Raw genomic sequence first — 12,496 nt, 5'->3', positions numbered from 1 at the left:
CGCTCCACCGCTCGACGGGCCCGTGTCGCTCGAAGCGCGCGACGTGGTTGCGCAGTTCGGCGACGTCCTCGCACTCGACGGTGTGAGCCTGCGGATCGAGCCCGGGCAATGCACGGCCATCGTCGGCGAGAGCGGCTCGGGCAAGACGACGCTGCTCCGCTGCTTCAACCGCATGGTGGAGCCGCGCACGGGCGCAGTGCTGGTCGACGACACGGCGGTGAGCGCCTTCCCCGTGGTGACCCTGCGCCGCCGCATCGGGTACGTGCCGCAGACCGGTGGTCTGCTGCCCCACTGGAACGTGCTGCGCAACGTGGCACTCGTGCCGACGCTGCTCGGACGCGCCGATGCCGCGGGCGCTGCTGCCGCGGCGCTCGAGCTGGTGGGCCTGCCCGTGACCGAGTACGGCGACCGCTTTCCGCACGAACTCTCGGGCGGACAGCGACAGCGTGCAGCGATCGCGCGGGCCCTGGCCGCGCAGCCTGCGATCCTGCTCATGGACGAGCCGTTCGGCGCACTGGACGCGATCACGCGCGCGGACGTGCAATCGGCATTTGCCGCGCTGCGCCGCCGGCTCCAGGCGACGACGCTGTTCGTGACGCACGACCTCGCCGAGGCCGGACTGATCGCCGACACTGTCGCCGTCATGCGGAACGGCCGCATCGAGCAGCTCGGCACCTTCGCGGAGCTGCGCGACGCGCCGGGGACTGCCTACGTCGCCGCACTCTTCGAGCGCGCACTGCTGCGCCCGGTGGCATCATGAGCGTGCATGACGCGCTGCTGGTCTCGATGGTGCTCGGCGCTACCGTGCCGTGCGCGACAGGGGCGCAGGCGCAGGCGACGGCGCAGGACAGGCCCGCCGCAGCCGCGCCGGAAACGCCCGTCGTGGTCGCGTCCAAGCCGTTCGGCGAGTCGTACCTGCTGGCGGAGATGTTCGCGCAGCTCCTGGAGGCGAATGACATCGCGGTGGTGCGGCGGCCGGGGCTCGGCGGCACCGAGATCGCGTTCGGCGCGCTGCGTACCGGAGCGATCGACGTCTACCCGGAGTACACGGGCACGGGGCTGCTCGTCGTGCTCGGCGATTCGCTCACCGAAGCGCTGCGTGCCGATCCCGGCGCCGTCTACGGCCGCGTCGCGCGCGAGTTCGTCGAGCGCTACGGCGTGCACTGGCTGGCGCCGCTCGGTTTCCAGAACACGTACGCGATCGCGGTGCGCCGCGATGTCGCCGCGCGCTACGGGCTGCGCACGCTCAGCGATCTCGGGCGGGCCAGCCCGCAGCTCGTCGCGGGCTTCACGGCCGACTTCATCGGCCGCGCCGATGGACTGGCGGGCCTGCAACGCGTCTACGGCGTGCAGCCGCGCGAGGTGCGCCCACTCGCCCCGGCAATCAAGTACCAGGCGCTCGCCGCCGGATCGGTGGACGTGATCGATGGCTACTCCACCGATGGCCTGCTGCTGCGCTACGACCTGGTCACGCTGGAGGACGACCGCGGCTTCTTCCCGCCCTACGAGGCGGCCGCGCTGGTGAGCGAGCGGCTCTGGCAGGTGCGGCCGGACGCCGTCGCCGTCCTCGGTCAGCTCAGCGGACGCCTCGACGTGGCGACCATGCGCGCACTCAACAAGCAGGTCGAGGTGGACGGCGTCGACGTCCGCGTCGTCGCCGGTGCCGCGCTGGACGCACTGGGACTGACGACGACGGCCACGGCGCCCGGTACCCGGGTTTCCGCAGAGTCGACGGAAGGACGCGCCGGCCTGCTGCAGTACCTGTGGGGGCGTCGCGGCACGCTGGCGCCGCTGCTCGCGCGACACCTCTGGCTGGTGACGCTCGCGCTCGGCGCGGCCGTGCTCGTCGCCGTGCCGCTCGGCGTCGCGCTGGAACGGCTTCCGCGCATGGCAGGCGTGACGCTCGGCACACTGGGCGTGATCGAGACGATTCCGAGCATCGCCATCCTCGCATTCATGCTGCCGCTGCTCGGTGTCGGCGTGCTGCCCGCCATCGTCGCACTCTGGCTGTACGCGCTCTACCCGATCGCGCGCGCGACCTACACCGGTGTCCGCGAGGCGGACCGCGACGCCGTGGAAGCGGCCGAGGCGCTGGGCACGACGCCCGCGCAGCGCCTGCTCTTCGTGCGCCTGCCGCTCGCCGCACCCGTCATCATGTCCGGCGTGCGCACCGCCGCCGTGCTCACCGTCGGCGCGGCCACGCTCGCGGCGTTCATCGGGGCGGGCGGCCTGGGCGAACCGATCGTCGCGGGCCTGGCCCTTGCCGACACGCGCATGGTGCTGTCGGGCGCGCTGCCCGCAGCGGCACTCGCGCTGGTAGTCGACGGCGTCCTCGCCGGTGTCGAGCGGCTCGTCGCGCCGGCCCACCTGCGTCGCCCGCGACGCGGCGATCACACAACGGAGGCAGCATGACGACGAAGGGCAGCAGGCCGGGTGAAGTGCGTGGCGTCATCGATGGCGCACTCCGCGCAGGGCGGCCGTGAGCGCCGGCAGCGCGCACGAGTCGTGGCCCGCGCTCCCGCTGCGCGACTGGCAGGCGACGTACGCGAGCGTCCATCGCTGGACACAGATGCTGGGCAAGACGCGGCTCGCACTGGCGGCGCCGGTCAACCACTACTGGCACACGACGCTGTACGTGACGCCGCGCGGACTGTCGACATCGGCCATGCCGTACGACCACCGCGCGATCGACCTCGAGCTCGACTTCATCGCACACCGGCTGCACGCACGCACCAGCACGGGCGAGGCCGCCGACATGCCACTCGCCCCGGTCCCCGTTCGCGAGTTCTACCACCAGTACCTCGCGATGCTGCGCTCGCTCGGCGTCGACGTGCGCCTGTGGCCGATGCCCGTCGAGATCGAAGGCGCGATCCGCTTCGACGCCGACGACGTACACGATGCATACGACCCGGACGCGGCGAATCGCTGCTGGCGCGTACTGCTCCAGTCGACGCGTGTGCTGCAGCGCTTCCGCGGGGAGTTCCTCGGCAAGTGCAGCCCGGTCCACTTCTGGTGGGGCAGCTTCGACCTCGCGTGCACGCGCTTTTCCGGCCGACGCGCGCCGCGCCATCCGGGCGGTGTGCCCAACCTCGCCGACCACGTGACCCGCGAGTCGTACTCCCACGAGTGCATCAGCGCGGGCTGGTGGCCCGGCACCATCGGCGGCACCATCGCGGAGCCGGCGTACTACGCGTACGCCTACCCGGAGCCGCCCGGCTGCGAAGCCGCCCCGGTCCGCCCGGCCGCCGGCCACTGGGATGCCGGCATGCACGAGTGGATCCTCCCGTACGAAGCGGTGCGCACGACCGCGGATCCGGACGCCGAGCTGTACGCGTTCCTGCAGAGCACCTACGAGGCTGCGGCAGAGCTGGGAGGATGGGACCGCGCGGCGCTGGAGCGCGGGAGGGGTGAGGGCGGCCGCTGATCGGCCGATCGTTGCAGAGGCCGGCGGGCGGACGAACACCGCAACCGGACGCTGCTGACGAACGCCGCTGACTTCGCCTCGGTGCTCGCGCGCCGAGGCGCCTTTGCGCGCCCGTTCATCCCGGCCCCGTCCCGCACGCCACCCGCATTCGCCGGCTGTCACGCGCTGCTTCGCCGCAGCCTGCCACGCGCAGAGCTTGGTGCGAGGACCGCCGTCCCGAGGGCGGGAGCGAACGTGTGACCAGAGGCTGATCATGACCCCGACCACGGCCCCGCGCGGGCACGACCATGACGACAGGGCGAGCGTGACCGCGACCAGAGCCGAGCGCCGCCACGACCTGGACTGGCTGCGGGTGCTCGCGATCTTTCTGCTCCTCTTCTTCCACACGGCCATGCTGTTCACGGCGGAGTGGGAGTGGCATGTCCAGAACGCCGAGCGCAGCAATCTCCTGCTGGAGTTCAACTACTTCCTGTCGCGCTTCCGCATGGCGGTGCTGTTCCTGGTGGCCGGTGTGGGCACGGGGTACGCGCTCGGTCGGCGCACGGCGCGTCAGTACCTGCTGGAGCGCCTGAGGCGTCTCCTGGTGCCCGTGGTGTTCGGCATTCTGGTGATCGTGGCGCCGCAGATCTACCTGGAGCGGGTGTGGCGCGGCGAGTACGCCGGCTCCTTCCTTTCGTTCTGGCCCACGGTCCTGCGGTTGGAGCCGTACCCCGCTGGAAACACGAGCTGGCATCATCTCTGGTTCGTGGCGTACCTGCTGCTCTACTCGCTGGCGGCACTGCCGTTCTTCCTGTGGTGGCGAGGAGACGGTTCGCGTCGGGCCCGGCAGCGGCTGGAGCGCTTCTGCTCCGGCCCCGGCATCTACCTCGCCGGCCTTCCGCTGGCAGTGGTGCTGGGTGCGCTCACCATCCGCTTTCCCGGGCCACAGAACCTGATCGATGACTGGGCGCGCTTCCTGTTCTACTTCCTGCTGTTCGTGTACGGTTTCGTGCTCTGCCGCATGGAGGGCGGCTGGCGCAGCATCGAGGCGCTGCGTCGGACATCACTCCGGCTCGCCGTGCTGTCGACGCTCGTCATCAATTACATGCGGTGGAACGATCTGGATCCCGCGTGGCAGTACGACGTCCCCGGCGTGACGTTCATCGGCTTCGGCGCGCTCAGTGCGTGGTTCTGGGTGCTCGCGATCATGGGCTACGGACGTCGCTATCTCTCGTTCCGGAACCGCCTGCTGGACTACGCGAACGAGGCAAGTTACCCCTTCTACATCCTTCATCAGACGGTCATCCTGGTGATCGGCTTCTACGTGGTGCAGACGGCGGAGAGCATCCTGGCCAAGTTCCTGTTCACCAGCACGCTGTCGCTCGCGCTCACGCTGACGATCTACGAGCTGTTCGTGCGGCCGTACGCGCTCACACGCTTTCTGTTCGGGATGAAGCCGGCGATGCGGACGGCCAGTGCAGGCGCGCACGTGAGCGCGCCAGCGGCCGAACCCGCCCGTGTCGCGACCCCGTCCTTTGCAGGCGCGGACTGAGGTGGCAGACGACGCGATCCCGGTGGAAGGTGCTGCGATGCTGAAGCCGTTTCCGGCGATGTCGTGGCGAGCGAATGCCGCCTGGCTCGCGGCGGGCGCGGCCGTGTTCGCGCTGCTGTCCGCGACCTACAAGCACCTGGATATCGTGCTGTCCGGCGGCACCCGCCCGTTCGCGTATCCGTTGCTGGAGGAGATTACGGGTGCGCTCGGCGCTGTGCTGCTGGCGCCGCTGGTCATTGGTGCCGCACGGCGCTGGCCGCTGCGCGGGCCGCGCTGGTGGCGGTGGCTGCCGCTTCATCTGGCCGGGATGCTCGCGTTCGCCGTGCTTTCGACCACGTGGATGTGGGGCTCGCGGTCACTGCTTTCGCCGCTGCTCGGGCTCGGGGCGTACGACTACGGTGCGATGCCGCTGCGGTACTTCATGGAGCTGCCGAAGCAGGCGATCATCTTCGGCCTGATCCTGGTGATGACCACGCTGTTCGATCGACACGAGGCCGCGCGTGCCGGGGAGCTGCGGCTGAGCCGTGTAGAAGCATCGCTCGCGCGTGCGGAGCTCAACGCGCTGCACGCGCAGCTTCGCCCGCACTTCCTGTTCAATGCGCTGAACGCGATCTCGTCGGTGATGTACGACGACGTGGAGCGCGCCGACCGCATGATCCGGCTGCTGTCCGACCTGCTGCGCTGGAGCCTGGGCGCGTCGTCGGCAGCGCAGGTCGCACTGGACGCGGAGCTGGGAGCCACGCGCATGTATCTCGAGCTGATGCAGGCGCGCATGGGCCCGCGCCTCAGTGCAGACATCGACGTGCAGCCGGGAACGGAGCACGCGCTCGTACCCGCGCTGCTGCTCCAGCCGCTCGTGGAAAACGCGGCGACGCATGGCATGCCCGAACCGCCTGCGCAGGCCCGGATCACGGTGCAGGTGCTGCGCGACGGCAACGAGCTCGTGCTTCGTGTGTGCGACAACGGACCCGGACCGATCAGGTCCAGCGATGCCGGCACCGGTGTCGGCCTGGGCAACACGACGGCGCGGCTCAACGCGCTGTACGGCACGGACGCACGGCTCCGGCTGCTGCCCGGTGACCAGGGCGGAACCGTAGCGGAGGTGCGCATGCCCTTCCGCGAGCAGGCCGCCCCCACGGTAGAACGGGAGACGCAGTGGACGTCATACGCGTAGTCATCGCCGACGACGAGCCGCCCGCGCTGGCCAAGATGCGGCGCCTGCTCGATGCGGAGCCGGACGTGGAGCTCGTCGGCGAGGCGTCATCGGGAGCGGAGGCGGTCGAGTGCATCGCGGAGCTGCGCCCGGACGTCGCATTCCTGGATGTGCAGATGCCGGGGCTGGACGGCTTCCAGGTCGTTGACGCACTCGCGGGCGAGGTACTGCCGGAGATCGTGTTTGCGACGGCGTTCGACGAGTACGCCGTGCGCGCCTTCGAGGTGCACGCCGTCGATTACCTGCTGAAGCCGTTCGAGGCGGCCCGGCTCCGGCAGGCACTGGAGCGGGTTCGCCAGCGGGTGCGTGCTGCCGGCGGTGCGGAGCGCAGTGATCGCATCCGACAGGCGGTGCGCCAGGCGCAGGCTACACGGCGCCCGCTCATACGCCTGCTGGTCCGAACGGCGACGGGCGCCGCGCGACTGGTGCGGCTCGATGACGTGACATGGATCCAGGCGGAAGAGAACTACGTGCGCCTGCACGTCGGCGCCGAGAGCTACCTCGTGCGCGGCACGCTGGCCTCACTCGAGGAGCGGCTCGACGCCGACCGGTTCGTGCGCGTGCACCGCTCGCACATCGTCAACCTGGAAGCGATCCGGGAGCTGCAGCCGTGGTCACACGGCGACTGGCGCATCATCCTGCACGACGGCCGTGAGCTCATGCTGTCACGCCGCTATCGCGATCGACTGCCGGAGCTGGCGCCGTAGGCAGGCCCAGCACTGCACCGGCCCTCGGACGGTTGTGCGTCGCCGCAGCCGCGCGACTGAGCTGGCGGTCGTCTGACGGCGTTACGCGTCCTGCACGTGAACGCTTCTTCCTCCGTTCGCCGCCATGATCTCTCCCAGCACCCGCGCCTCTTCATGACTTCGTGTCGCCACGGCGAGCACGATCGAACCGCTCTCCTCCGCAGCGCGCGCGTGACGAGGGTTCGGACGCTGGCGCCGGAAGAATCCGATGACCGCACCGAGCGCAGCGCCCACGACCGTGGCCATGTTGGGGCCGAACACCTGGACCAGCGCCATACCACCGGGATCCTCGATTCCGGGCATGGCCACCGTGATCAGGCCGATGGCGACGCCGACGATGAAGCCGACGAGGCCGCCGATCCCCGCGTAGCGGAACGTCTCGCGCCCCGGCCGACGGACTCCTGAGGCAGCGTCCGCGTAATGCGTTTCGGCCGCAGCGCGGGACACGACCACTTCGACGAGGTCGCGCGGGGTGCCGGCAGAGTACAGGGCATCCACTGCGCCGGTCACGGCCACCCGGTCGTCGAACAGAGCGGTCACGGTGAGCGGTTCGCGCAACCGCTGACCACTGGCCGCCGCGGCTGCCTGCGCCTGGCCATGCGTCGCCGCCCGGCCCTCGCCGCCCACGTCGTGCGGGTCTGCCGGTGTCGTCATTGCGCACCTCCGCGCGTGGCTTGCGTTGAATCGCCCTCCGCCGCGGCACCCGCTTCTGCCTGCATCAGCTCATCGGCAGTCCACATCGCGGTGCGGTCGGCATGGCTTGCTCGCAGCGCCGACACTTCCTCGACCGTGACAGGCGGTGCCGCGTTGGAGCCGAGCTGGCGCAGATACGTCGCGACGGCAGCGATCTCCTCGTCCTTGAGCAGATCCTTCCACGCAGGCATTGCTCCATTGTAGGCCTGGCCTGCCACTTCGATCGGACCCTGCAGTCCGTGCAGGAGGATACGCGTCAGGGTTTGCGGAGAGCCAGTCACCCACTCGGATGCGACGAGGGGCGGGAACGCGCCCGGTATCCCCTGCGCCGACGCCTGATGACAACTCGTACAGTTGTTGGAGTAAACGCGCTCACCGGCAGCGACCGGATCGGCTACCGCAGCCGTCGTCTGTGCGCTGACGCTCGCGGCGGTTCCGACGTCGCGGCCGCTCAGTGCAATATGCGTGGCCAGTCCGAACTCGCCGCCGTGACGACCGAGGTACCAGCCACCCCAGAAGAGGGCCAGTGCGACTGCTGCAGTGAAGAACCACGGTACGCGCTCCCGCCCCTCGATCGGGTCTCGCGGCTCCCGGTAGATCGCCCGGTGGAGGCGCTCGACGTCAGGCTGGAGATCATAGGTGTGGCCGGCCTCGGGCACCGGATCCTCCCGCCGCGGCCCCTGCACGTCAGTCATGCGAACCTCCCGCACCACTGTGTCCGTCACCACCGAGCATCTGGTCCTGGGCGCGCAACGAATCCGCCACCGGGTACTGCCGGTTGAGCGAGATCAGGTATGCGGTGAGGGCCAGCGCCTCGGGTTTCGCGACGATGACGACGCCCTCGGGCGCGCGCGGTCCGGTCAGCGGCACGACCCTGTCCTCGGGGCCGACATCCTCCGGCCTCCGCTCCTCGAACAGGAACGGGAACGCCGGCATCGTGGACCATTCGACGACCGCGCGCGGGTCGTAGAGGTGAATGAGGTGCCAGTCCTCGCTGGGGAGGCGCTGACCGACGTTGATCAGGTCCGGACCCGTGCGCATCGTGCCCAGCAGATGCGGCCGGTCATAGACGTAGTCTTCGGGCACCGTGGGCCGGCTGCCCCAGCCGCGATCGACGTCCGTCGTGAAGGCGGGATCGCGAATCTGCTGCGAGTGGCAGTACAGACAGCCGTTCGCGATGTACACCTCCCGCCCACGGAGCTGCTCGTCCGTGTACGGCGCCAGCTCCGGCATCGCCCTCACTTCCCGCAGCATGATCTTCGGGATCACGACCAGGATCGTGATGGCGCTCGCCATGATCGCGAACGCGCCGAGCGCCACGAGGGCGGCGCGGGCCATGTAGTCGCCATGCCTGCTCATCGGCGCCCCGCTTCCGCCTCGGCGGTATAGAGCACTGGCCTGACCTCATGCAGCGGCGGCCGCGTGCGAGTGGCCACCCCGGGTTTGCGGACCATGAGCCAGAAATGGTACGCGAATACGACGTGACCGGCGGTCAGGATCAGGCCGGCCAGTGTGCGGCCCCACAGGCCGGGCAGCGTTACCCGCACCGATTCTGCGAACGGCGTCGCAGGATCGAGCAGTGCCAGCCCCTGCAGAACGCCGGCCCACGACAGCGCGACGACGTAGAGCGCGATTCCCCCCAGCACCAGGTTGAAGTGCCAGCGGATCAGACGCTCGCTCGGCCATTCGCGGCCTACGAGCCGCGGCACGATGTAGTAGATCGCGCCGAACGCGAGAAAGGTGACGAATGCGTAGCCACCGACATGAGAGTGCGCGACCGTCCAGTGCGTGAAGTGCGTGACACGGTTCACTTCACGCAATGCGGTGAAGGACCCTTGCAGCGATACCGCCGTGTACGACAGGGAGCCGATCACCACGAAGCGCAGCGTCGGACTGTAACGCAGCGCACCGAAGCGGCCGACAACGGTCATGTGAAGGTTGATCGCCGTCGCCACGACCGGAATGAACATGAAGACGCTGGCCACGATCGACGTCGTGATCATCCACGTCGGCAGCGGACCGCCCACGAGATGGTGCATGCCATTGAGCGAGTAGAACATGACCAGCGACCAGAAGCCGACCACGGAGAGCTGATAGCTGTAGACCGGCCGGCCGAGCACCTTCGGGATGAAGTAGTACGCGCCACCCAGGCTCATCGCGGTGAGCCAGAAGCCGAGCACGTTGTGGGCAAAGAACCAGTTCGCAGCCGCGCTCTCGACGCCCGTGTAGGTCGGCCACTTCCCGACGAGGTACAGCATGGGGAACCAGATGAACGCACCGAGAATGTACCAGACACTCACGTACAGGTGCTCCGACTTCCGCGCCAGCACCGTCCGGAACAGCGAGAATCCGATCAGCCCGCCACCGACCACCAGGAACGGTCCTGCGACCCAGCGCGGCGCTTCGAGCCACTCCATGCCATCACTGTAGCCGGCCAGAACGGCAACAATGCCGATGGCAATGCCGATCGTGAACAGCACCGCGCCGAGAATCGCATACCGGCCGTCTCTGAGCTCGGAATGCACCAGTCGCGGCATGAGCCACAGCGACATCCCGATGAGCGCGGCCGTGGCCCATCCGTAGTTGACCGCGTGCAGGTGTGCCGTGCGCACCCGTCCGAACGTGAGCCACGCGTGATTCGTCAGGAACTCGGGCGAGTGCAGCTTGATGCTCGCGATCTCTCCGAAGATCGATCCGATGAGCAGCCAGCCGATGCCCACGGCGAACAGTGCGAGCACCGCATTGCGACTCGACGCATCCGCGCGCAGACGTACCTCGAGGTCGTCGGGCACCAGGCCACGCGATGCGGCGACCGCGTCCACTTCACGTCCGGTCAGTCGCCCGTACTCTGCTGCTGTGCCGAGCTCCGGCTCCGGGCGGCTCATGCAGCACCCCCGCGCTCGGCACCACCCCACTCACCGGGCCGCGCCGGCTCGGCAGGTCCGAACGCCACCACGCGCGCCAGCCGGTCCTGCTCCGACTCCCACGGTCGCTCGACCCGCCAGTCCCGTTCATCGAAGATGACGCGACTCTGTGCGTCGAGGTCGCGGAACAATCCTCGACGCCATGCCCACAGCAGAAGCAGCGCAGGAATCAGCGTCATGGCGACTGTGGCGATGGCCACCACCAGGGACGTGGGTAACATGGCGTTCTCCTGTCAGCTCGGGGCGTCGTCCTTCAGCCAGCAGTATCACTGCACCCGCAAGCGTCAGTCAATGTCGGGTAGAAAGCGACATCGAGCGATTCTCGATTCTGCGTCCGGCTCGTCCCGGAACCGGTCCGTTGCGCGCACGGCGGCCTGAGCGCGAGATGCGCAAGTCGTTGTCACCAGAACGCTTCGCGTTCGCCGCCGCGCTGGCCTGCGGTCTGCCTGCCACCGCTCCGACTCCCAACCAGGAGAATGCCATGAGTCTCGGCGCCGACGTCGCCTATGCCTTCCGGACGATCGCCCGCAACCGCCTCACGAGCGGTGCCGTGATCCTGACACTCGCCCTCGGCATCGGCATCAATACCGCCGTCTTCAGCATCGTCTACGGCATTCTGCTGCGCCCGCTGCCGTACGCTGCGCCGGAGCAGCTCATGCAGGTGTGGCTCAGCAATCCGCGCCAGGACATCGAGCGCGACATCACGTCGTACCCGAACTTCCGCGACTGGCGCGAGCGCTCGCGCACATTCGATGCGCTCGCGGGCGTTTCCGGACGTCGCGTCACGCTGCTCGGGCGCACCGGCGCGGAGGAAGTGACTGGTGCCGAGGTGACGGAGGACTATTTCCGTGTGCTCGGTGTGGCACCGCTGCACGGGCGCCTGCTGAGACCGGAAGACCACATGGCGGGCACCGCGCCCGTTACAGTGCTCAGCCATGAGCTGTGGATGAGCCGGTTCGGCGGCGGCCCGGTGATCGGCAGCACACTCGAGACGGACGGCGCCACCTACGAGATCGTGGGCGTGCTTCCCGAAGGCATCGGCGATGCACGGCTCTACATGCCACTGGAGCAGAACCCTGCGCGACAGGAACTCCTCGAGGCGCGCGGTGCGCTGTTCCTGCCGGTGCTCGGCCGGCTGCGCGACGGCGTGAGCGTGGAGGATGCGCAGCGCGAGATGAGCGCGATCGCGGCGCAGCTCGAGGCGGAGTACCCGCAGGCGAACGACGGCATGGGCATCTACATCGAGCCGCTCCGCGACAGCGTCGTGGGTGATACCCGCGCCGTTCTGATCCTGCTGCTCAGCGCCGTGGGCGTGGTGCTGCTGATCGCATGCGCGAACGTCGCGAACGTGCTGCTCGCGCGCTCGACGGCGCGCCGGCGGGAAATGGCCGTGCGCGTCGCGCTCGGTGCCGGGCGCCTGCGCCTGCTGCGGCAGGTGATGACCGAAAGCCTGGTGCTGGCCTTCGTCGGTGCGCTCGCGGGCATCGGTGTGGCCGCGTGGACCCTCGATCTGCTCATGGCTGCGGCGCCCGCCGACCTGCCGCGCGCCGACGAGATCCGGCTCGACGGTGTTGCACTCGCGTTCACCGGCACGGTGGCAGTCGTCGCCGGGCTGCTCTTCGGCGCCGCGCCGGCGTGGCAGGTGGCGCGACGCGAGCCGGGCGGTGTGCTCGGCGGCAGCGTCCGAGGCGACGTCGGCGCACGCGACCGTCTGCGCTCCGCCCTCGTCGTGAGTCAGTACGCACTCGCGCTCGTACTCGTCGCGGGCGCTGCACTGCTCGTGCGCAGCTTCGCCGAGCTGCAACGCGTCGATATCGGTCTGCAGACCGGCGGCGTCGTGTCGTTCACACTCTCGCCGTCACCACAGCGTTACGAGGGTGCCACTGGTGTGCAGTCCTTCTACGACGAGGTGCTGCCCGCCATCGAGGCGGTGCCGGGCGTGCACTCGGCGTCACTCGTCAACAA

At 69.3% G+C, this 12,496-nt stretch carries 12 protein-coding genes; 7 read left to right on the top strand and 5 right to left on the bottom strand.

What is annotated here, in order from left to right:
• From VFU06_02435 to VFU06_02410, 6 genes are all read left to right on the top strand, one after another.
• Window positions 1–760: ATP-binding cassette domain-containing protein (locus VFU06_02435; GenBank protein HEU5208245.1), on the top strand; the 760-nt coding region annotated here is incomplete at its 5' end.
• A complete protein-coding gene (locus VFU06_02430; GenBank protein HEU5208244.1) occupies window positions 757–2,412 on the top strand; it encodes a glycine betaine ABC transporter substrate-binding protein in 1,656 nt (551 codons plus the stop codon). The genes VFU06_02435 and VFU06_02430, both read left to right, overlap by 4 nt.
• A 67-nt stretch (window positions 2,413–2,479) precedes the next feature.
• Entirely contained in the window at window positions 2,480–3,424 is a 945-nt protein-coding gene (locus VFU06_02425) for a DUF5996 family protein (protein ID HEU5208243.1), read from the top strand.
• 253 nt (window positions 3,425–3,677) lie between these two features.
• Complete coding sequence (locus VFU06_02420; GenBank protein HEU5208242.1) at window positions 3,678–4,955, top strand: acyltransferase family protein; 1,278 nt, start codon at window positions 3,678–3,680, stop codon at window positions 4,953–4,955.
• Between the two features lies 1 nt (window position 4,956).
• Complete coding sequence (locus VFU06_02415; protein HEU5208241.1) at window positions 4,957–6,129, top strand: histidine kinase; 1,173 nt, start codon at window positions 4,957–4,959, stop codon at window positions 6,127–6,129.
• The gene (locus tag VFU06_02410; protein HEU5208240.1) at window positions 6,111–6,875 is read left to right on the top strand and encodes a LytTR family DNA-binding domain-containing protein; all 765 of its coding nucleotides are present in this window, start codon (window positions 6,111–6,113) and stop codon (window positions 6,873–6,875) included. The genes VFU06_02415 and VFU06_02410 overlap by 19 nt, the downstream gene beginning before the upstream one ends.
• Window positions 6,876–6,956: 81 nt before the next feature.
• On the opposite strand, the gene VFU06_02405 is transcribed toward VFU06_02410, so the two are convergent.
• The 5 genes from VFU06_02405 to VFU06_02385 are packed head-to-tail and all read right to left on the bottom strand — an operon-like array spanning window position 6,957 to window position 10,752.
• Window positions 6,957–7,568 carry a hypothetical protein gene (locus tag VFU06_02405; GenBank protein HEU5208239.1) on the bottom strand — a complete coding sequence of 204 codons (612 nt, stop codon included), beginning with the start codon at window positions 7,566–7,568 and terminating at the stop codon, window positions 6,957–6,959.
• Window positions 7,565–8,302 (bottom strand): cytochrome c, encoded by a 738-nt coding sequence (locus VFU06_02400; protein HEU5208238.1) that lies wholly within the window; start codon window positions 8,300–8,302, stop codon window positions 7,565–7,567. The genes VFU06_02405 and VFU06_02400 overlap by 4 nt, the downstream gene beginning before the upstream one ends.
• Window positions 8,295–8,966, bottom strand: coding sequence for a cbb3-type cytochrome c oxidase subunit II (locus VFU06_02395; protein HEU5208237.1), 672 nt, complete (start codon window positions 8,964–8,966; stop codon window positions 8,295–8,297). Before VFU06_02395 ends, VFU06_02400 begins: the two co-directional genes overlap by 8 nt.
• Window positions 8,963–10,492, bottom strand: a complete 1,530-nt coding sequence (locus VFU06_02390; protein HEU5208236.1) for a cbb3-type cytochrome c oxidase subunit I — start codon at window positions 10,490–10,492, stop codon at window positions 8,963–8,965. Before VFU06_02390 ends, VFU06_02395 begins: the two co-directional genes overlap by 4 nt.
• Complete coding sequence (locus VFU06_02385) at window positions 10,489–10,752, bottom strand: hypothetical protein (protein HEU5208235.1); 264 nt, start codon at window positions 10,750–10,752, stop codon at window positions 10,489–10,491. The genes VFU06_02390 and VFU06_02385 overlap by 4 nt, the downstream gene beginning before the upstream one ends.
• 260 nt (window positions 10,753–11,012) lie before the next feature.
• Here VFU06_02385 and VFU06_02380 point away from each other — a divergent pair.
• On the top strand, window positions 11,013–12,496 hold a 1,484-nt coding region (locus tag VFU06_02380), incomplete at its 3' end, for an ABC transporter permease (protein HEU5208234.1).

The organism is Longimicrobiales bacterium (genome assembly GCA_035764935.1).
In the GTDB taxonomy this organism is placed as follows: domain Bacteria; phylum Gemmatimonadota; class Gemmatimonadetes; order Longimicrobiales; family RSA9; genus DASTYK01.
This window is presented reverse-complemented; position numbering and strand designations above follow the sequence as displayed.